The 21659-nt window shown below is 54.6% G+C and carries 18 protein-coding genes; all 18 read left to right on the forward strand.

Annotation, left to right across the window (positions count from 1 at the left end; all coding sequences use genetic code 11):
* Positions 1-694 precede the first annotated feature (694 nt).
* Positions 695-1639, forward strand: coding sequence for a transcriptional regulator LeuO (gene leuO, locus ABFI50_RS12690; RefSeq protein ID WP_193438545.1), 945 nt, complete (start codon positions 695-697; stop codon positions 1637-1639).
* Positions 1640-2018: 379 nt separating this feature from the next.
* A complete protein-coding gene (ilvI, locus tag ABFI50_RS12695; RefSeq protein ID WP_045281052.1) occupies positions 2019-3743 on the forward strand; it encodes an acetolactate synthase 3 large subunit in 1725 nt (574 codons plus the stop codon).
* Between the two features lies 1 nt (position 3744).
* Entirely contained in the window at positions 3745-4236 is a 492-nt protein-coding gene (ilvN, locus tag ABFI50_RS12700) for an acetolactate synthase small subunit (protein ID WP_014882536.1), read from the forward strand.
* A 178-nt stretch (positions 4237-4414) separates the two neighbouring features.
* Positions 4415-5422, forward strand: a complete 1008-nt coding sequence (gene cra / locus ABFI50_RS12705; protein ID WP_014168621.1) for a catabolite repressor/activator — start codon at positions 4415-4417, stop codon at positions 5420-5422.
* Positions 5423-6020: 598 nt separating this feature from the next.
* Positions 6021-6479 (forward strand): division/cell wall cluster transcriptional repressor MraZ, encoded by a 459-nt coding sequence (mraZ, locus tag ABFI50_RS12710; RefSeq protein WP_014882537.1) that lies wholly within the window; start codon positions 6021-6023, stop codon positions 6477-6479.
* 2 nt (positions 6480-6481) lie between these two features.
* Positions 6482-7423 carry a 16S rRNA (cytosine(1402)-N(4))-methyltransferase RsmH gene (gene rsmH, locus ABFI50_RS12715; RefSeq protein WP_014882538.1) on the forward strand — a complete coding sequence of 314 codons (942 nt, stop codon included), beginning with the start codon at positions 6482-6484 and terminating at the stop codon, positions 7421-7423.
* A complete protein-coding gene (gene ftsL, locus ABFI50_RS12720) occupies positions 7420-7785 on the forward strand; it encodes a cell division protein FtsL (RefSeq protein WP_014068894.1) in 366 nt (121 codons plus the stop codon). Before rsmH ends, ftsL begins: the two co-directional genes overlap by 4 nt.
* A gap of 15 nt (positions 7786-7800) precedes the next feature.
* The gene (locus ABFI50_RS12725; protein ID WP_014882539.1) at positions 7801-9567 is read left to right on the forward strand and encodes a peptidoglycan glycosyltransferase FtsI; all 1767 of its coding nucleotides are present in this window, start codon (positions 7801-7803) and stop codon (positions 9565-9567) included.
* Positions 9554-11041 carry a UDP-N-acetylmuramoyl-L-alanyl-D-glutamate--2,6-diaminopimelate ligase gene (murE, locus tag ABFI50_RS12730; RefSeq protein WP_052192611.1) on the forward strand — a complete coding sequence of 496 codons (1488 nt, stop codon included), beginning with the start codon at positions 9554-9556 and terminating at the stop codon, positions 11039-11041. Before ABFI50_RS12725 ends, murE begins: the two co-directional genes overlap by 14 nt.
* The gene (gene murF / locus ABFI50_RS12735; RefSeq protein WP_045134570.1) at positions 11038-12396 is read left to right on the forward strand and encodes a UDP-N-acetylmuramoyl-tripeptide--D-alanyl-D-alanine ligase; all 1359 of its coding nucleotides are present in this window, start codon (positions 11038-11040) and stop codon (positions 12394-12396) included. The genes murE and murF overlap by 4 nt, the downstream gene beginning before the upstream one ends.
* Positions 12390-13472, forward strand: a complete 1083-nt coding sequence (mraY, locus tag ABFI50_RS12740) for a phospho-N-acetylmuramoyl-pentapeptide-transferase (RefSeq protein ID WP_008501985.1) — start codon at positions 12390-12392, stop codon at positions 13470-13472. The genes murF and mraY overlap by 7 nt, the downstream gene beginning before the upstream one ends.
* A gap of 2 nt (positions 13473-13474) precedes the next feature.
* Complete coding sequence (murD, locus tag ABFI50_RS12745; protein ID WP_347484190.1) at positions 13475-14791, forward strand: UDP-N-acetylmuramoyl-L-alanine--D-glutamate ligase; 1317 nt, start codon at positions 13475-13477, stop codon at positions 14789-14791.
* Entirely contained in the window at positions 14791-16035 is a 1245-nt protein-coding gene (gene ftsW, locus ABFI50_RS12750; RefSeq protein ID WP_014882543.1) for a cell division protein FtsW, read from the forward strand. The genes murD and ftsW overlap by 1 nt, the downstream gene beginning before the upstream one ends.
* Positions 16032-17096, forward strand: coding sequence for an undecaprenyldiphospho-muramoylpentapeptide beta-N-acetylglucosaminyltransferase (gene murG, locus ABFI50_RS12755; RefSeq protein ID WP_014882544.1), 1065 nt, complete (start codon positions 16032-16034; stop codon positions 17094-17096). Before ftsW ends, murG begins: the two co-directional genes overlap by 4 nt.
* Positions 17097-17152: 56 nt before the next feature.
* Positions 17153-18628, forward strand: coding sequence for a UDP-N-acetylmuramate--L-alanine ligase (gene murC, locus ABFI50_RS12760; RefSeq protein ID WP_014882545.1), 1476 nt, complete (start codon positions 17153-17155; stop codon positions 18626-18628).
* Positions 18621-19541, forward strand: coding sequence for a D-alanine--D-alanine ligase (locus tag ABFI50_RS12765; RefSeq protein WP_247170699.1), 921 nt, complete (start codon positions 18621-18623; stop codon positions 19539-19541). The genes murC and ABFI50_RS12765 overlap by 8 nt, the downstream gene beginning before the upstream one ends.
* Before the next feature lies 1 nt (position 19542).
* Positions 19543-20385, forward strand: a complete 843-nt coding sequence (gene ftsQ / locus ABFI50_RS12770; RefSeq protein WP_014882547.1) for a cell division protein FtsQ — start codon at positions 19543-19545, stop codon at positions 20383-20385.
* On the forward strand, positions 20382-21638 hold the full coding sequence (ftsA, locus tag ABFI50_RS12775; protein ID WP_006173845.1) for a cell division protein FtsA: 1257 nt from the start codon (positions 20382-20384) through the stop codon (positions 21636-21638). The genes ftsQ and ftsA overlap by 4 nt, the downstream gene beginning before the upstream one ends.
* The last annotated feature ends 21 nt before the right edge of the window (positions 21639-21659 follow it).

The raw sequence follows: 21659 nt of genomic DNA on the forward strand, positions 1-21659 counted from the left end.
GAATTTCGCCCGCCAGTCTACCGCGCACAGAAGATGCGTTTAGTAGTAGTAGACCGGTGAAACGATGGGTGCGTGTCATGAATCGTGCTCCGTTAAATTCAATATACTTTTAGTGGTACTGGATACGGCTGTTCATGTCAACCCCTGACGGTAAAAACGGTTCCGACAGGCTGAACAGACAGGTTATAGGCTTTAGCTTATTGTGCTGGATTTTGCTTTTCAGGCTATATGAATTGTCTAAAATTGGACTAAAAAAGCATTTGCAGAAATAAGTACATTTAGCAGGTGTTTTGAAATATGTATTTTCCGTCGTGGATGTTTTCTTTTTAAAGTATTTAATATCATTGATTTACCATTCACATAGGCATTCTTTCTCTCTGGTCGTGAATGAATGGGAATAACAGATTATTAACGTAAGTATACGCAAAGTCGATAACAGTTTAATTATACTTAAGTCATCCTTAACCAGATGACCATTGTGTATTGACTTGGTTTATGGTTTCATTCTAACTATAAAGTCAAATATATCTGTTATGCCGGTTTTTATTTGTGTGTTATCGCGTGATCTTTATATATTCCGATTTTTAAACAATTCTCTTTTGTTGGACGTATTGGCATGGTAAATCATATTTTTCGGGATTATTACAATGCGTCGGCGAAGGACGTGCTGTGTAGCGTGACAGTGGAGTCAGAAGTGTCAGAAAATAATATTAAACAACCTCAAGTTACAGATGGGATTAAACCCCAGCTACGCACGGTGGATCTTAATCTACTGACGGTGTTTGATGCTGTCATGCAGGAGCAGAATATCACCCGGGCGGCGCAAGCGTTGGGGATGTCACAACCTGCCGTGAGTAATGCCGTTGCCAGGCTTAAGGTGATGTTCAACGACGAATTATTCGTTCGCTACGGACGAGGGATTCAGCCTACTGCGCGGGCATTCCAGCTCTTCGGCTCTATTCGCCAGGCTCTGCAACTGGTGCAAAATGAGCTGCCGGGCTCGGGTTTTGAACCGCTAAGCAGTGAACGCGTATTCCATCTCTGCGTCTGCAGTCCGTTAGATAATTATCTGACATCTATTATTTATAATAAGGTTGAAGAGATTGCGCCAAATATTAATCTGGTGTTCAAATCATCCTTAAATCAAAACACAGAACACCAGTTACGTTACCAGGAAACCGAATTTGTTCTGGGATACGAAGAGTTCCGTCGCCCTGAATTTTCGTGCGTGCCGTTGTTTAAAGATGAAATGGTATTGGTTGCCAGTAAAAAACATCCACGATTGAATGCTCCGCTACGTGAAAGTGATGTTTATAGCGAACAACATGCCGTGGTTGCGCTCGACAGATATGCCTCATTTAGTCTGCCGTGGTACGACACAGCAGATAAACAGGCGAGCGTGGCATATCAAGGAATGGCTATGGTCAGCGTATTAAACGTCGTTTCCCAGACGCAGCTGGTGGCTATTGCCCCGCGCTGGCTGGCGGAAGAGTTCTCTGAGGCGTTAAATCTGCAAATTTTGCCTCTGCCGCTTAAGCTTAATAGCCGTACCTGTTATCTCTCCTGGCATGAAGCTGCAGGGCGGGACAAAGGGCATCAGTGGATGGAAGAATTACTTATCAGCATCTGCCGCCGTTAATCAGGTCAGGATAAATTGCATCTTTGCATGTGGTTTATCCTGGTTTTGTTTTGTTAACTACTATTTTATTCTGTTCTGGATCTTTTCTGACGGTTGCCAGACCTGTAAAAATAGATGATTTCCTGAATCATTGCGCTTTTCAGCGATGATTTATCATCTCCTCCTCTAATTACAGATGAATTAACCATATCCTCTGGCAATGTCTGTTTTTTCTGCTTTAACCGCCTCTTCGCTCTCCGGGTTTGCTAATTGCCTGCCTCATAACGAGCGGTTAAGGTAAGTATCACTCAGCTAATAGAAGACGGGTTCATCCCGATCGCAAGACGGTGCAGAAATGAATTCGGCGGTCCGTCTATAACAAAATGCCTGGAGGCAAAGCATGGAGATGTTGTCTGGCGCGGAAATGGTCGTCCGATCGCTTATCGATCAGGGCGTGAAACAAGTGTTCGGCTATCCTGGCGGCGCGGTCCTTGATATTTATGATGCACTGCATACGGTAGGCGGCATTGACCATATCCTTGTACGGCATGAACAGGCGGCGGTGCATATGGCTGATGGCCTGGCGCGTGCGACGGGGGAAGTGGGCGTGGTGTTAGTCACGTCGGGCCCCGGCGCGACAAACGCTATTACCGGCATTGCGACCGCGTACATGGACTCTATTCCGCTGGTGATCCTCTCCGGGCAGGTAGCAACCTCACTGATTGGCTACGACGCATTTCAGGAGTGCGACATGGTCGGGATATCGCGTCCCGTTGTGAAGCACAGCTTCCTGGTCAAGCAAACCGAAGACATTCCTGGCGTGCTGAAAAAAGCATTCTGGCTGGCGGCAAGCGGACGTCCAGGACCGGTGGTGGTCGATCTGCCTAAAGATATCCTGAATCCGGCAAACAAGCTGCCTTATGTCTGGCCGGAATCGGTAAGCATGCGTTCTTACAACCCCACCACGCAGGGCCACAAAGGCCAGATCAAACGTGCGCTGCAGACGCTACTGACCGCTAAAAAACCGGTGGTCTATGTCGGCGGTGGGGCAATCAATTCTGCGTGTGAGCCACAGCTTCGTGAACTGATCGAAAAGCTCAATCTTCCTGTTGCGTCGTCGCTGATGGGACTCGGGGCGTTTCCCGCCACCCACCGTCAGGCGCTGGGCATGCTGGGTATGCACGGTACCTATGAAGCCAACATGACGATGCATCATTCCGATGTGATCTTTGCCGTCGGCGTGCGCTTTGACGATCGTACGACCAACAATCTGGCGAAGTATTGCCCGAATGCCACGGTGCTGCACATTGATATCGACCCCACGTCGATTTCAAAAACGGTGTCGGCTGATGTGCCTATCGTCGGCGATGCCCGGCAGGTACTGGAGCAAATGCTGGATCTGCTGACCCAGGAGAGCACGACTCAACCGCTGGATGAGATCCGCGACTGGTGGCTGCAAATTGAGCAGTGGCGCGCGCGCCAGTGTCTGAAATATGACACTCAAAGTGAGCATATTAAGCCTCAGGCCGTGATTGAAGCGGTCTGGCGACTGACGAAAGGCGACGCCTATGTCACCTCAGACGTGGGTCAGCATCAAATGTTCGCCGCCCTCTATTATCCCTTTGATAAACCGCGTCACTGGATCAATTCGGGGGGGTTAGGAACGATGGGCTTTGGTTTGCCTGCCGCGCTGGGCGTGAAGCTGGCACTGCCAAATGAAACCGTCGTCTGCGTGACCGGGGACGGCAGTATCCAGATGAACATTCAGGAACTTTCCACCGCGCTGCAATATGAGTTGCCGGTACTGGTGCTTAACCTCAACAACGGCTATCTCGGTATGGTGAAGCAGTGGCAGGATATGATCTACTCTGGCCGTCACTCTCAGTCATACATGCAGTCGCTGCCGGATTTTGTTCGTCTTGCTGAAGCTTATGGCCACGTGGGGATGCGGGTGACCGATCCCGCTTTGCTGGAATCGTCGCTCGCACAAGCGCTTGAGCAGGTTAAAAACAACCGCCTCGTCTTTATGGATGTCATCGTTGATGGGACCGAGCACGTTTATCCGATGCATATTCGCGGCGGTGGTATGGATGAAATGTGGTTAAGCAAAACGGAGAGAACCTGATATGCGCCGGATATTATCTGTATTGCTGGAAAACGAGTCTGGCGCACTGTCGCGCGTCATTGGGCTTTTCGCGCAGCGCGGCTATAACATAGAAAGCCTGACCGTTGCCCCCACGGACGACCCGACGCTGTCGCGTATGACGATTCAGACCGTTGGTGATGCCAAAGTGCTTGAGCAGATTGAGAAACAGCTGCATAAACTGGTTGATGTCCTGCGCGTGAGCGAGCTGGGGCAGGGGGCTTACGTTGAGCGTGAGGTCATGCTGGTAAAAATTCAGGCCAGCGGCTACGGGCGTGAAGAGGTCAAACGCAATGCGGATATTTTCCGCGGGCAGATCATTGACGTCACGCCTTCTCTTTATACGGTTCAACTGGTCGGGACCAGTGACAAGCTGGACGCTTTTCTGGCGTCCGTGCGGGATGTAGCAAAAATTGTTGAAGTGGCCAGATCGGGCGTTGTGGGTCTGTCACGCGGCGAGAAAATCATGCGTTAGTTGTCAAAAAGGTTCGCCTCTTTCTGCCCGGTCACCAAAGCCGGGCTTTTTTTGCGTAATCAGCCAATAACGCAGATAAAAGCGGTTGCCGCGAAGGCTTTTCTGCGTTTAGATGTTAAAAGATTTAACCATAACCTTGACAGGGCCATGGACTCTTTTCTTTTTTTAAGGGGCAATTGTGAAACTGGATGAAATCGCCCGGCTAGCCGGCGTGTCACGAACAACGGCCAGCTATGTGATTAACGGTAAAGCAAAGCAGTACCGTGTCAGCGATAAAACCGTTGAAAAAGTTATGGCGGTGGTTCGTGAGCATAACTACCATCCGAATGCTGTCGCTGCCGGCCTGCGCGCCGGGCGCACCCGATCGATTGGTCTGGTGATCCCCGATCTGGAAAATACCAGCTATACCCGTATCGCCAACTATCTTGAGCGTCAGGCTCGCCAGCGCGGCTACCAGTTGCTGATTGCCTGTTCTGAAGATCAGCCGGACAACGAGATGCGCTGCATTGAACATCTGCTCCAGCGCCAGGTGGATGCCATCATTGTATCGACCTCCTTACCGCCAGAGCATCCATTCTACCAGCGCTGGGCGAACGATCCTTTCCCTATCGTTGCGCTGGATCGTGCGCTCGATCGCGAGCATTTCACCAGCGTAGTGGGTGCCGACCAGGATGATGCGGAAATGCTTGCCGCGGAGCTGAGAACCTTCCCTGCTGAAACGGTACTCTATCTTGGCGCATTGCCTGAACTTTCAGTGAGCTTCCTGCGTGAACAGGGGTTCCGAACCGCCTGGAAAGACGATCCGCGTGAAGTTCACTATCTCTACGCCAATAGCTATGAACGTGAAGCCGCTGCGCAGCTCTTTGAGAAATGGCTGGAAACGCACCCGATGCCCCAGGCGCTGTTCACGACATCCTTTGCACTCTTGCAGGGGGTGATGGATGTGACCCTGCGCCGTGAAGGTAAGCTTCCCTCCGACCTGGCTATTGCCACTTTCGGGGATAACGAGCTGCTCGACTTCCTGCAGTGTCCGGTGCTGGCCGTGGCACAGCGTCACCGTGATGTGGCTGAACGCGTACTGGAGATTGTTCTGGCGAGCCTGGATGAGCCGAGAAAACCGAAGCCGGGTCTGACACGTATCAAACGTAATCTCTATCATCGCGGAATTCTTAGCCGCCATAAATGAAATGACGGGGCGGTGAAAACGGCCCCTTATTGCGGGAATAATTCGCTGAGTTAATTCCCGCAATGAAATTAGGATAATTCCTGCAGGATCATAATCTCCTCATTTTCTTAATTCATTTTGGCTTTTAAACTGCCCTTTAAGGAGCTTGAAAGCGATTTTAAACCGCTATCTTTGTATTATTTTGTTACAAACCGGCTTCGGTCGATGAATATTCAGACGTTTTTCCTGGACCCTGACCAGCCAGCGTGGCAACGGCCGCCTTAACCACGCGTCTGAATGAATCTGGCGCTGTTATCCCCTGAGAATCTGTCATAAAATGCTGCCCGCGTCGCAAACTGACACTTTATATTTATCTGCGATGATATTGAGTGAGCTTTAACGCTAGTGTGCATATTCGGTTTTTTTCTTACAAATATTCATAACGTTAATTTTGCCTCGCCAGTTGTTCAGTTATTAGTCAGGTCTGTTTATCTCTGTAAATAGAGGGCTTTCGGGTCCTTATAGGGAGAGTCCTGGCTTGACAAGCTTTTCCCTCGCTCCGTAAACTCCTTTAGGTGGGAATTTGTGGGTTAAAGTGGTGAGGAGGGGTGAGACTGGCATGTTCCGTGGAGCTACGTTAGTCAATCTCGACAGCAAAGGGCGTTTATCGGTGCCAACCCGATACCGCGACCAGCTGATTGAGAACGCTTCGGGTCAAATGGTTTGCACCATTGACATCAACTCCCCCTGCCTGCTGCTTTACCCCTTACCCGAATGGGAAATTATTGAGCAAAAGCTGTCGCGACTGTCGAGCATGAACCCGCAAGAGCGCCGCGTACAGCGGCTGTTATTGGGACATGCCAGTGAGTGTCAGATGGATAGCGCCGGGCGATTACTGATTGCGCCTGTGCTGCGGCAACATGCCGGTCTGACTAAAGAAGTGATGCTGGTCGGGCAGTTCAACAAGTTTGAACTGTGGGATGAAACGACCTGGTATCAACAGGTCAAGGAAGATATCGACGCTGAGCAGTCCGATTCCGCAACTTTATCGGAACGGCTGCAGGACTTGTCTCTATAAATATGATGGAAAATTATAAACACAAAACGGTGTTACTGGATGAGGCCGTGAACGGCCTGAATATTCGTCCGGATGGCATCTACATTGATGGTACGTTTGGTCGCGGTGGTCACTCGCGTTTGATTCTCTCCCAGCTTGGAGAGGAAGGACGTCTGCTGGCAATTGATCGCGATCCGCAGGCGATTGCCGTTGCACAGACCATCAATGACCCTCGCTTTTCCATCGTGCATGGACCTTTCTCTGCGCTCGCCGATTACGTTGCCGAGCGCGGCCTGACGGGCAAGATCGACGGGATTCTTCTCGATCTTGGCGTCTCTTCACCACAGCTTGATGATGCTGAACGCGGTTTCTCCTTTATGCGTGATGGTCCGCTGGATATGCGTATGGACCCGACGCGCGGCCAGTCTGCTGCCGAATGGCTGCAGACCGCTGACGAAGCGGATATTGCATGGGTGATCAAAACCTTTGGCGAAGAACGTTTTGGCAAGCGCATTGCGCGCGCCATCGTTGAGCGCAACCGCGTTGAGCCCATGACCCGTACCAAAGAGCTGGCCGAAGTGATCGCGGCGGCGACGCCGGTGAAGGATAAGCACAAACATCCCGCGACCCGTACCTTCCAGGCGGTGCGCATCTGGGTAAACAGTGAACTGGAGGAAATAGAGCTGGCGCTAAAAAGCTCGCTCGACGTACTGGCCCCGGGTGGGCGGTTATCCATCATCAGCTTCCATTCGCTGGAAGACCGCATTGTGAAGCGCTTTATGCGTGAGCAAAGCCGCGGTCCTCAGGTTCCTGCGGGGTTGCCGATGACGGAAGAACAACTCAGGAAGCTGGGTGGTCGTCAGTTGCGAGCATTAGGCAAGTTGATGCCGGGCGAAGAAGAGGTGGCAGAGAATCCACGCGCCCGTAGTTCAGTGCTGCGAGTTGCAGAGAGGACGAACGCATGATCAGCAGAGTGACAGAAACCCTAAGCAAAGTTAAGGGATCGTTAGGAAGCAACGAGCGCCATGCCTTGCCTGGCGTGATCGGCGACGATCTTTTGCGGTTCGGGAAACTGCCACTCTGCCTGTTCATTTGCATCATTGTTACGGCAGTCACGGTGGTCACCACAGCCCACCATACACGTTTATTGACTGCGCAACGCGAGCAGATGGTACTGGAACGCGATGCGCTGGATATTGAATGGCGAAATCTGATCCTTGAAGAAAACGCGCTCGGCGATCACAGCCGGGTTGAACGGATCGCAACGGAAAAGCTGCAACTGCAGCATGTTGATCCTTCCCAGGAAAATATCGTAGTACAAAAATAAGGGAAAACGCGACGCATGAAAGCAGCGGCAAAAACGCTAAAACCAAAACGTCAGGAAGAACAGGCCAACTTTGTCAGTTGGCGTTTTGCGTTGCTTTGCGGCTGCATTTTACTGGCGCTGGGTTTCCTGCTGGGACGTGTGGCGTGGTTGCAAATCATTGCCCCTGACATGCTGGTACGTCAGGGGGATATGCGCTCTCTGCGTGTGCAGGAAGTGTCAACATCACGTGGGATGATCACTGACCGTTCTGGTCGCCCGCTGGCCGTGAGTGTGCCGGTAAAAGCGATTTGGGCCGACCCGAAAGAGCTGCACGACGCCGGTGGCATTACGCTGGACAACCGCTGGAAAGCGCTGTCAGATGCCCTGAAAATGCCGCTGGATCAGCTGGCTTCCCGCGTTAACGCCAACCCGAAAGGGCGTTTTATCTATCTGGCGCGTCAGGTTAACCCTGACATGGCGGACTACATTCGTAAACTGAAGCTGCCGGGCATTCATCTGCGTGAGGAATCCCGTCGTTATTATCCGTCCGGCGAAGTAACCGCTCACCTCATCGGCTTCACTAACGTCGATAGCCAGGGGATTGAGGGCGTTGAAAAAAGCTTCGATAAGTGGCTCACCGGCCAGCCGGGCGAGCGCATTGTGCGTAAAGACCGCTATGGGCGCGTCATCGAAGATATTTCCTCTACGGACAGCCAGGCGGCACACAACCTGGCACTGAGTATCGACGAGCGCTTGCAGGCGCTGGTTTATCGCGAGCTGAACAACGCCGTAGCGTTCAACAAAGCGGAGTCTGGCAGTGCCGTGCTGGTTGATGTCAGCACCGGCGAAGTGCTGGCGATGGCTAACAGTCCGTCCTACAACCCGAATAACTTTACCGGTACCGCAAAAGATGCGATGCGTAACCGGGCAATTACCGACGTGTTCGAACCTGGCTCCACGGTGAAACCGATGGTGGTGATGACGGCGCTTCAGCGCGGCATCGTCAATGAAAACACGGTTCTGAACACGATCCCTTACCGTATCAACGGCCACGAGATTAAAGACGTGGCGCGCTACAGCGAATTGACCCTGACCGGGGTGTTACAGAAGTCGAGTAACGTCGGTGTTTCAAAGCTGGCGTTAGCGATGCCGTCCTCAGCGTTAGTAGAGACTTACTCTCGTTTTGGACTGGGAAAGGCGACCAATTTGGGGTTGGTCGGAGAACGCAGTGGCTTATATCCTCAAAAACAACGGTGGTCTGACATAGAGAGGGCCACCTTCTCTTTCGGCTATGGGCTAATGGTAACGCCGTTACAGTTAGCGCGAGTCTACGCAACGATTGGCAGCTATGGCGTCTATCGCCCGCTGTCGATTACCAAAGTTGATCCACCGGTTCCGGGCGAGCGTATCTTCCCGGAATCCATCGTTCGTACCGTTGTGCACATGATGGAAAGCGTGGCGCTGCCCGGCGGCGGCGGCGTGAAGGCGGCGATTAAAGGCTATCGCATTGCCATTAAAACCGGTACAGCGAAAAAGGTGGGGCCAGACGGCCGCTACATCAACAAATACATTGCCTATACCGCAGGCGTAGCGCCTGCAAGCAATCCGCGTTTTGCGCTGGTGGTCGTCATAAACGATCCACAGGCGGGTAAATACTACGGCGGCGCCGTCTCCGCGCCTGTGTTCGGAGCTATCATGGGCGGCGTGTTACGTACCATGAACATTGAACCGGATGCGCTGGCGACGGGCGAAAAAAGTGAATTTGTAATTAATCAAGGCGAGGGTACAGGTGGCAGATCGTAATTTGCGCGACCTTCTCGCTCCGTGGGTGCCAAATGCACCGGAGCGAGCACTGCGAGAGATGGTACTGGACAGCCGCGTTGCGGCTTCTGGCGATCTTTTTGTGGCGGTGGTCGGTCATCAGGCGGACGGGCGTCGTTATATCCCGCAGGCGATTGCGCAAGGTGTTGCTGCCATTATTGCTGAGGCCAAAGATGAGGCAACCGACGGTGAGATCCGTGAAATGCACGGTGTGCCGGTTATCTATCTCAGCCAGTTGAATGAACGTCTTTCTGCTCTGGCAGGACGTTTTTATCACGAACCTTCCGACCAGCTGCGTCTGGTTGGCGTGACGGGCACGAACGGAAAAACCACCACCACGCAGCTGATGGCGCAATGGGCCCAGTTGCTGGGTGAAACCGGCGCGGTAATGGGCACCGTGGGTAACGGCCTGCTGGGCAAAGTCAGCCCAACGGAAAACACCACCGGCTCGGCAGTTGACGTACAGCATGTTCTTGCCGGTCTGGCAGGGCAGGGGGCAACCTTTGCTGCGATGGAAGTTTCTTCGCACGGTCTGGTACAGCATCGCGTTGCGGCGCTGAAGTTTGCCGCCTCTGTGTTTACCAACCTGAGTCGCGATCATCTTGATTATCATGGTGATATGGAGCATTACGAGGCCGCGAAATGGCTGCTGTTCTCTACTCACCATTACGGACAAGCCATCATCAACGCCGACGACGAAGTGGGCCGCCGCTGGCTGGCGAAGCTGCCGGATGCGGTTGCGGTGTCGATGGAAGACCATATCAATCCGAACTGCCACGGCCGCTGGCTGAAGGCGGTTGAGGTGAATTATCACGACAGCGGGGCGACAATCCGCTTTGCCTCTTCCTGGGGTGAAGGTGAAATTGAAAGCCGCCTGATGGGCGCCTTTAACGTCAGCAATCTGCTGCTGGCCCTGGCAACGCTGCTGGCGCTGGGTTATCCGATGGCTGAACTGCTGAAAACCTCAGCGCGTCTGCAGCCTGTATGCGGCCGTATGGAAGTGTTCAGCGCGCCGGGCAAGCCGACCGTGGTTGTCGATTATGCCCACACGCCGGATGCGCTGGAAAAAGCGCTGGAAGCGGCGCGCCTGCACTGCACAGGGAAGCTCTGGTGCGTGTTTGGCTGCGGCGGCGATCGCGATAAAGGCAAACGCCCGCTGATGGGCGCGATTGCGGAACAGTTCGCGGATATTCCGGTAGTAACCGATGACAACCCGCGCACGGAAGAGCCGCGCGCCATCATCAACGACATTCTGGCGGGCATGCTGGACGCCGGTCGCGCCCGCGTAGTGGAGGGCCGTGCGGAAGCCGTGACCAACACCATCATGCAGGCCAAAGAAAATGATGTGGTTCTGCTGGCAGGTAAAGGCCACGAAGATTATCAGATTGTTGGCAATCGTCGTCTGGACTACTCCGACCGCGTAACGGCAGCGCGTCTGCTGGGAGTCGTCGCATGATTAGCATCACCTTAAGCCGGGCGGCTGCGGTACTGCACGGCGAACTGTTGGGTCCAGATCTGACCATTGACGCGGTAACCACCGACACCCGCAAAGTGACCGCGGGTTGTCTGTTTGTGGCGCTGAAAGGCGAGCGTTTTGACGCGCATGATTTTGCCGGGCAGGCTAAAGAAAACGGCGCAGGCGCGCTGCTGGTCAGCCGTAAACTCGATATCGAACTGCCGCAAATTGTAGTGAAAGATACGCGTCTCGCCTTCGGTGAACTGGCCGCCTGGGTTCGTCAGCAGGTGCCAGCTCGCGTTGTCGCGCTAACCGGATCATCAGGCAAAACGTCAGTGAAAGAGATGACGGCGGCGATCCTCAGCCAGTGCGGCAATACACTTTATACCGCGGGCAACCTCAATAATGACATCGGCGTGCCGATGACATTACTTCGCCTGACCAACGAGCACGAATTTGCGGTGATCGAGTTAGGGGCAAACCACCAGGGGGAAATCGCCTGGACCGTGAGCCTGACGCGCCCGGAAGCGGCGCTGGTGAATAACCTGGCGGCGGCACATCTGGAAGGCTTTGGCTCGCTGGAAGGCGTGGCGAAAGCTAAAGGCGAGATCTACACCGGTCTGCCCGCTGACGGTATTGCCATTCTCAATGCCGACAACAACGACTGGCTGAACTGGCAGAACATCATCGGCTCGCGTAAAACCTGGCGCTTCTCGCCGAATGCGGCCAACAGTGATTTTACCGCGACTAATATTCATGTGACGTCGCACGGTACAGAGTTCACGCTCACGACCCCAACGGGTGACGTAGACGTGCTGTTACCGCTGCCGGGTCGCCATAACATCGCCAATGCGCTTGCGGCTGCGGCGTTGTCGACGGCCGTGGGCGCGTCGCATGAGGCGATTAAAACCGGGCTGGCAACGTTAAAAGCCGTGCCGGGACGCCTGTTCCCGATCCCGCTTGCGGAAAACAAGCTGCTGCTGGATGACTCTTATAACGCGAACGTTGGCTCAATGACGGCGGCGGTGCAGGTGTTATCTGAAATGCCGGGCTACCGCGTCATGGTGGTCGGCGATATGGCCGAGCTGGGCGACGAAAGCGAAGCCTGTCATATCCAGGTCGGGGAAGCGGCGAAAGCGTCAGGGCTGGACTGTGTGCTGAGCGCAGGAAAACTGAGCGAGGCGATTAGCCGTGCCAGCGGCGTTGGCGAACATTTTGCCGATAAAGCTGCGTTGATTGAGCGCCTGAAGGCGTTGATTACAGAAAAACAAATTGTGACTGTGTTAGTGAAAGGTTCACGTAGTGCCGCCATGGAAGAGGTTGTGCACGCATTACAGGAGAACGGGACATGTTAGTTTGGCTGGCCGAACACTTGGTCAAATATTATTCAGGCTTTAACGTCTTTTCCTATCTGACGTTTCGTGCCATCGTCAGCCTGCTGACTGCGCTGTTCATCTCATTGTGGATGGGCCCGCGCATGATTGCCCGTCTGCAAAAACTCTCTTTCGGCCAGGTGGTGCGTAACGACGGTCCTGAGTCGCACTTCAGTAAACGCGGTACGCCGACCATGGGCGGGATTATGATCCTGACTGCAATCGTTGTCTCCGTGCTGCTGTGGGCGTATCCGTCTAACCCATACGTCTGGTGCGTGCTTACCGTGCTGGTGGGCTATGGGATCATTGGTTTTGTGGATGATTACCGCAAAGTCGTTCGCAAAGATACTAAAGGCCTGATTGCCCGCTGGAAGTACTTCTGGATGTCGGTGATCGCGCTTGGTGTGGCCTTCGCGCTCTATCTGGCAGGAAAAGACACGCCCGCGACCGAGCTGGTGGTGCCGTTCTTTAAAGACGTCATGCCGCAGTTGGGGCTGTTCTATATCCTGCTGGCCTACTTTGTGATCGTCGGAACCGGCAACGCCGTCAACCTGACCGATGGCCTGGATGGTCTGGCCATTATGCCAACCGTCTTTGTGGCGGCCGGTTTTGCACTGGTGGCGTGGGCGACCGGTAACATGAACTTTGCTAACTACCTGCACATCCCTTATCTGCGACACGCGGGTGAGCTGGTGATCGTCTGTACGGCGATTGTCGGCGCGGGGCTGGGCTTCCTGTGGTTCAACACCTATCCGGCGCAGGTCTTTATGGGCGACGTCGGTTCTCTGGCGCTGGGCGGCGCACTGGGCATCATCGCCGTGCTGCTGCGTCAGGAGTTCCTGCTGGTGATCATGGGCGGTGTGTTTGTGGTCGAGACCCTGTCGGTGATTTTGCAGGTCGGCTCCTTCAAGCTGCGCGGTCAGCGCATCTTCCGTATGGCGCCGATTCACCACCACTATGAACTGAAAGGCTGGCCGGAGCCGCGCGTGATTGTGCGCTTCTGGATTATTTCGCTGATGCTGGTGCTGATTGGCCTGGCAACGCTGAAGGTACGTTAATCATGGCAGATTACCAGGGTAAAAAAGTCGTTATCATCGGGTTGGGCCTTACCGGCCTTTCCTGCGTGGACTTTTTCCTTGCGCGTGGCGTGACGCCGCGCGTGATGGATACGCGTGTCTCTCCGCCGGGTCTGGACAAGCTGCCGGAACAGGTTGAACGCCACCTTGGTGGTCTGAATGATGACTGGCTGCTGGCCGCCGATCTGATTGTCGCCAGCCCGGGGATGGCGCTGGCGCACCCTTCACTCAGCGCTGCGGCTGATGCGGGGGTGGAGATTGTCGGTGATATCGAGCTGTTCTGCCGTGAAGTGCAGGCGCCCGTTATTGCGATTACCGGTTCTAATGGTAAAAGCACCGTCACCACTCTGGTGGGCGAAATGGCGAAAGCCGCAGGCATGAACGTCGGCGTGGGCGGTAATATCGGTCTGCCCGCACTGATGCTGCTGGACAAAGGCTGCGAGCTGTATGTCCTTGAGCTTTCCAGCTTCCAGCTGGAAACCACCTCCAGCCTGCGCGCAGCTGCCGCGACGATCCTTAACGTGACCGAAGATCATATGGACAGGTATCCATTTGGTCTTCAGCAGTACCGCGCCGCCAAGCTGCGCGTGTATGAAAATGCCAAAGTCTGCGTGGTTAACGCCGATGATGCGCTGACCATGCCGGTGCGCGGCGCGGACGATCGCTGCATTAGCTTCGGTATCACCATGGGGGATTATCATCTGAACCGTCAGTTGGGTGAAACCTGGCTGCGCGTGAAAGGTGAGAAAGTGCTGAACGTGAAAGAGATGAAGCTCTCCGGCCAGCATAACTACACAAATGCTCTGGCAGCACTGGCGCTGGCGGATGCTGTTGGCCTGCCGCGCTCTTCCAGCCTGAAAGCGTTAACCACGTTTTCCGGTCTGGCGCACCGTTTCCAGCTGGCGCTGGAGCACAACGGCGTGCGCTGGATTAACGACTCCAAAGCCACCAACGTGGGAAGTACGGAGGCCGCGCTGAACGGTCTGCATGTTGCCGGTACCCTGCATCTGCTGTTGGGCGGTGACGGCAAATCCGCTGATTTCTCCTCCCTGAAGCCGTACCTTTCAGGCGATAACATCCGCCTGTACTGTTTCGGTCGTGACGGCAGCGAGCTGGCTGAATTACGCCCGGAGATTGCCGAGCAAACTGAAACGATGGAACAGGCGATGCGGCTGATCGCCCCGCGCGTGAAGCCGGGGGATATGGTGCTGCTCTCTCCAGCGTGCGCGAGTCTCGATCAGTTTAAGAATTTCGAACAGCGTGGCGATATCTTTACTCGCCTGGCGAAGGAGTTAGGCTGATGCGTTTATCTCTCCCTCGCCTGAAAATGCCGCGCCTGCCAGGATTTGGAATTCTGGTGTGGCTGTTTGCGGCACTGAAAGGCTGGGTGATGGCTTCGCGGGAAAAAGACTCCGATAGCCTGATTATGTACGACCGCACCCTGTTCTGGCTTACGCTGGGGCTGGCGGCGATCGGCTTTATCATGGTGACCTCGGCCTCGATGCCCGTCGGACAGCGTCTGGCTAACGATCCTTTCCTGTTCGCCAAGCGTGACGGGCTGTACATCATTCTGGCATTCTGCCTGGCGCTGGTGACGCTTCGTCTGCCGATGGCATTCTGGCAGCGGCACAGTACGGCGATGCTGATTGCGTCAATTATCATGCTGCTGATCGTACTGGTTGTCGGGAGCTCCGTTAACGGGGCATCGCGCTGGATTGCGTTTGGCCCGCTGCGTATTCAGCCGGCGGAATTCACCAAGCTTTCGCTGTTTTGCTACCTGGCGAACTACCTGGTGCGTAAGGTCGACGAAGTGCGTAATAACCTTCGCGGCTTCTTAAAACCGATGGGCGTGATTCTGGTGCTCGCGATCCTGCTGCTGGCGCAGCCTGACCTCGGTACCGTGGTGGTGCTGTTTGTCACGACGCTGGCGATGCTGTTCCTGGCAGGGGCCAAGCTGTGGCAGTTCATCGCCATCATCGGAATGGGGATTTCAGCGGTAGTGCTGCTGATCCTCGCCGAGCCTTACCGTATCCGCCGTGTGACCTCGTTCTGGAACCCATGGGAAGATCCGTTCGGCAGTGGTTATCAGCTGACGCAGTCGCTGATGGCGTTTGGTCGCGGTGAGGTTTGGGGGCAAGGGCTGGGTAACTCGGTACAGAAACTGGAGTATTTACCGGAAGCGCACACTGACTTCATCTTCTCCATTATTGGGGAAGAACTGGGTTATATCGGTGTGGTATTGGCGCTATTAATGGTATTCTTCGTCGCTTTCCGCGCCATGTCGATTGGCCGAAAAGCGCTGGAGATCGATCACCGCTTCTCAGGTTTCTTAGCCTGTTCAATTGGGATCTGGTTTAGCTTCCAGGCACTGGTTAACGTCGGCGCCGCAGCGGGTATGCTGCCGACCAAAGGTCTGACGTTGCCGTTGATCAGTTATGGTGGTTCGAGCCTGTTGATCATGTCGACGGCCATTATGTTTTTGTTACGCATAGATTATGAGACGCGTCTGGAGAAAGCCCAGGCGTTTACACGAGGTTCACGATGAATCAACCGAAGCGGTTAATGGTGATGGCAGGCGGTACCGGCGGACATGTGTTCCCGGGGCTGGCGGTTGCGCACCATTTAATGGAGCAGGGCTGGCAGGTACGCTGGCTGGGAACCGCAGACCGCATGGAAGCCGACCTGGTACCGAAGCACGGTATTGAGATCGACTTTATTCGTATTTCCGGCCTTCGTGGCAAAGGTCTTAAGGCGCTGCTGCTGTCTCCGGTGCGTATTTTTAACGCCTGGCGTCAGGCACGCACCATCATGAAGCGTTTTAAGCCTGATGTGGTACTGGGCATGGGTGGCTACGTCTCTGGCCCAGGCGGGTTGGCTGCGTGGTCACTAGGTATTCCCGTCGTACTGCATGAGCAGAACGGTATTGCCGGTCTGACCAACAAGTGGCTGGCGAAAATCGCCACCAAAGTTATGCAGGCGTTTCCCGGTGCGTTCCCGAAAGCGGACGTGGTGGGTAACCCGGTGCGTGTGGATGTGCTGGCGCTGCCGCTGCCGGACACCCGCCTGACGGGGCGTGAAGGACCGGTACGCGTTCTGGTTGTGGGCGGCTCTCAAGGGGCACGCATTTTAAACCAGACGATGCCGCAGGTGGCTGCAAAGCTGGGTGATGCCGTGACAATCTGGCACCAAAGCGGGAAAGGCGCGCAACAGACCGTTGAGCAGGCTTACGCCGCTGAAGGCCAGCCGCAGCACAAAGTGACCGAATTTATTGACGATATGGCTGCAGCCTATGCCTGGGCCGATGTCGTGGTTTGCCGCTCTGGCGCACTGACGGTAAGCGAAATTGCTGCCGCCGGTTTGCCCGCGGTGTTTGTCCCGTTCCAGCATAAAGACCGACAGCAGTACTGGAATGCGCTGCCGCTTGAGAAAGCCGGTGCGGCGAAGATATTTGAACAGCCACAATTTACCGCCGACGCGGTCGCCACTACCCTGGCGGGCTGGAACAGAGATGCATTGCTGGAGATGGCACAACGCGCGCGCGCGGTGGCAATCCCGGATGCGACTGAACGGGTGGCAAAAGAAGTGAGCCTGGCAGCCCAGGCTTAACCCTCGCAGCGCGTGTTGCGCTGCACGAATTTTAAGTAGTCGATGGCGTTTAGAGAATGAATACACAACAACTGGCAAAACTGCGTTCAATCGTGCCCGAGATGCGTCGCGTCCGGCACATTCACTTTGTTGGCATCGGTGGTGCTGGCATGGGCGGTATTGCCGAAGTGTTAGCTAACGAAGGTTATCAGATCAGCGGGTCTGACCTGGCGCCAAACCCTGTTACGCAGCAACTGGCGTCGCTTGGGGCGACTATCTATTTCAACCATCGCCCTGAAAACGTGCGCGATGCAAGCGTGGTGGTGGTATCGAGCGCTATCTCCTCTGACAACCCGGAAATCGTTGCCGCGCATGAAGCGCGCATTCCGGTGATCCGCCGTGCTGAAATGTTGGCGGAACTGATGCGTTTTCGTCACGGCATCGCGATTGCCGGGACCCACGGTAAAACCACGACGACTGCGATGGTTTCCAGTATTTATGCCGAAGCGGGTCTCGACCCGACGTTCGTCAATGGCGGTCTGGTCAAAGCCGCAGGCGTGCACGCGCGTCTGGGTCACAGCCGTTACCTGATTGCGGAAGCAGATGAGAGCGATGCGTCGTTCCTGCATCTGCAGCCGATGGTGGCGATTGTCACCAATATCGAAGCCGACCATATGGATACCTACCAGGGCGACTTTGAGAATTTAAAGCAGACCTTTATCAACTTCCTGCACAACCTGCCGTTTTATGGCCGCGCGGTGATGTGTGTGGATGACCCGGTCATCCGCGAACTGCTGCCGCGAGTGGGGCGTCAAATCACCACTTACGGCTTCAGTGAGGATGCTGACGTTCGCGTGGAAGAGTACAAACAGGTTGGTGCGCAGGGGCACTTCACGCTGGCGCGTCAGGACAAAGAGCTGCTGCACGTTACGCTGAATGCGCCAGGGCGTCATAACGCCCTCAACGCCGCAGCGGCGGTGGCGGTGGCGACAGAAGAAGGCATCGATGATGAAGCGATCCTGCGCGCGCTGGAAAGCTTCCAGGGCACTGGACGTCGTTTCGATTTCCTCGGTGAATTCCCGCTGGAGGCAGTAAACGGTAAAGCCGGCACCGCTATGCTGGTGGATGACTACGGCCACCATCCAACCGAAGTGGACGCGACCATCAAAGCTGCACGCGCTGGCTGGCCTGAAAAAAATCTGGTCATGATCTTCCAGCCGCACCGCTATACGCGCACCCGCGATCTGTATGACGATTTCGCCAGCGTACTGTCGCAGGTGGATACGCTGCTGATGCTGGATGTTTATGCAGCGGGCGAAACTCCGATTCCGGGGGCTGACAGTCGTTCTTTGTGTCGCACGATTCGCGGACGCGGTAAAGTTGACCCTATTTTGGTTTCTGACCCGGTACAGGTGGCGGAAATTCTGGCACCGGTGCTGACCGGTAACGATCTGATTCTGATCCAGGGTGCGGGAAATATCGGCAAAATCGCCCGTACCTTAGCTGAAATCAAACTGAAGCCGCAAACTCAGGAGGATGAGCATCATGGCTGATAAGATTGCTGTCCTGTCTGGCGGCACGTCCGCCGAGCGCGAGGTTTCTCTGAATTCCGGCGCTGCCGTACTGGCGGGTCTGCGTGAAGGGGGCGTCAATGCGCACCTGGTCGATCCAAAAGAGGTCGACGTGACGCAGTTAAAAGCAATGGGCTTCGATAAAGTCTTTATCGCATTACATGGCCGTGGCGGAGAAGACGGAACCCTGCAGGGGCTTCTGGAGTTGATCGGCATGCCGTACACCGGCAGCGGCGTGATGGCGTCTGCCATCTCTATGGATAAACTGCGCAGTAAGTTACTGTGGCAGGGCGCGGGGCTACCGGTTGCACCGTGGGTGGCGCTGACGCGTCGCGAATTTGAATTGGGCCTGTCTGACAGCGTTAATACACGCATTGCGGCACTGGGCTTACCGGTTATTGTAAAGCCGAGCCGGGAAGGGTCGAGCGTAGGAATGTCAAAAGTCGATAAAGCTGAAGATTTAGCGTCGGCTTTAGCATTGGCATTTCAACACGATGAAGAAGTTCTGATTGAAAAATGGCTCAGCGGGCCGGAATTTACCGTCGCGATGCTTGGCGAAGAAATTTTACCGTCAATTCGCATCCAACCCGCCGGAGTCTTCTATGATTATGAGGCGAAGTATCTCTCTGATGAGACGCAATATTTCTGCCCTTGTGGTCTGGAAGCTGAGCGTGAAGCGGATTTACAGTCCCTGGTGCTTAAAGCCTGGAATGTTCTCGGGTGTCGCGGCTGGGGACGCATTGATGTGATGCAGGACAGTGACGGGCAATTTTACCTGCTGGAAGCCAATACCTCTCCGGGAATGACCAGCCATAGCCTTGTGCCGATGGCTGCGCGTCAGGCAGGAATGAGCTTCTCTCAGTTAGTCGTACGTATTCTGGACCAGGCGGGCTGATATGTCTCAGGCTGCATTGAACACGCGCAACCGCGATGACGAAGAAGAATATGCTTCTTCACGCCGGAGTAATGGAACGCGTCTTGCAGGGATTATTTTCCTGCTCGGGGTGCTGTGCACCGTGTTTATCAGCGGCTGGATGGTGCTGGGCTGGATGGAAGATGCGCAGCGGTTGCCGCTGTCAAAGCTGGTGGTGACCGGCGAGCGTCACTACACGCGTAACGATGATATTCGCCAGTCAATTCTGGCGCTGGGATCGCCCGGCACCTTTATGACTCAGGACGTCAATATTATTCAGAGTCAGATTGAACGTCTGCCCTGGATAAAACAGGCGAGTGTCAGAAAGCAATGGCCTGATGAATTGAAGATTCATCTGGTTGAATATGTGCCCATTGCGCGTTGGAATGATCAGCACATGGTTGACGTAGACGGAAATTCCTTCAGCGTCCCATCCGATCGTGTCAACAAGCAAAATTTACCGATGTTGTATGGCCCTGAAGGTAGCGAAAACGAAGTCTTGCAGGGTTTTCGTGAAATGGGTCAGGTGCTGGCGAAGGACAGGTTTACGTTAAAAGATGCTGCAATGACGGCGCGCCGCTCCTGGCAGCTTACGTTGACGAACGGCATTAAGCTCAACCTGGGGCGCGGCGACACAATGAAACGTCTGGCGCGTTTTGTAGAACTTTACCCGGTTTTACAGCAGCAGGCGCAGACGGACGGCAAACGGATAAGCTACGTTGATTTGCGCTATGACTCAGGCGCAGCAGTCGGTTGGGAGCCGGCTCCGGTCGAGGAACCTAATCAGCAACAGAATCAGGCACAGGTACAGGCAGAACAACAATGATCAAGGCGACGGACAGAAAACTGGTAGTTGGACTGGAGATTGGCACCGCTAAGGTTGCCGCTTTAGTAGGGGAAGTTCTGCCCGACGGTATGGTCAATATCATTGGCGTGGGCAGTTGCCCGTCCCGTGGTATGGATAAAGGTGGGGTAAATGACCTTGAGTCGGTGGTGAAATGCGTGCAGCGCGCCATCGATCAGGCTGAATTAATGGCGGATTGCCAGATTTCTTCTGTCTATCTGGCCCTTTCTGGCAAGCACATCAGCTGCCAGAACGAAATCGGTATGGTGCCGATTTCCGAAGAAGAAGTGACGCAGGAAGACGTTGAAAACGTGGTGCATACGGCGAAGTCCGTGCGCGTGCGCGATGAACATCGTGTACTGCACGTGATCCCGCAGGAATATGCGATCGACTATCAGGAAGGGATCAAAAACCCGGTCGGTCTGTCTGGCGTGCGTATGCAGGCAAAAGTGCACCTGATCACATGTCACAACGATATGGCGAAGAACATTGTAAAAGCCGTTGAACGTTGTGGCCTGAAAGTTGACCAACTTATTTTCGCCGGTCTGGCGGCAAGTTATTCCGTGCTGACCGAAGACGAACGTGAACTCGGTGTCTGTGTGGTCGATATTGGTGGTGGTACAATGGACATGGCTGTCTATACAGGCGGTGCGCTGCGCCACACCAAAGTGATCCCTTATGCCGGGAACGTTGTGACCAGCGATATCGCATACGCTTTTGGTACGCCACCGAGCGATGCAGAAGCGATTAAAGTGCGCCACGGCTGTGCGCTGGGTTCAATTGTTGGCAAAGATGAGAGCGTTGAAGTGCCGAGCGTGGGCGGTCGTCCGCCGCGCAGCCTGCAACGTCAGACGCTGGCAGAGGTGATTGAGCCGCGTTATACCGAGCTGCTCAACCTGGTCAACGAAGAGATTTTACAGTTACAGGAACAGCTTCGTCAGCAAGGTGTGAAACATCATCTCGCGGCGGGGATTGTATTAACCGGCGGGGCAGCGCAAATTGAAGGTCTTGCGGCCTGCGCTCAGCGCGTGTTCCATACGCAGGTGCGTATTGGTGCGCCTCTGAATATTACCGGTTTAACGGATTATGCTCAGGAGCCGTACTATTCGACGGCTGTGGGCCTGCTCCACTACGGGAAGGAATCTCATCTCAGTGGTGAAGCAGAAGTGGAAAAACGCGTTTCAGTGGGGTCGTGGGTCAAACGACTGAACAACTGGCTGCGAAAAGAGTTTTAATTTTTTTAAGAGACCGGAGAG

The sequence above is a fragment of the Enterobacter sp. HNDS-6 genome (assembly GCF_039850505.1).
GTDB classification, from domain to species: Bacteria; Pseudomonadota; Gammaproteobacteria; order Enterobacterales; family Enterobacteriaceae; genus Enterobacter; species Enterobacter kobei.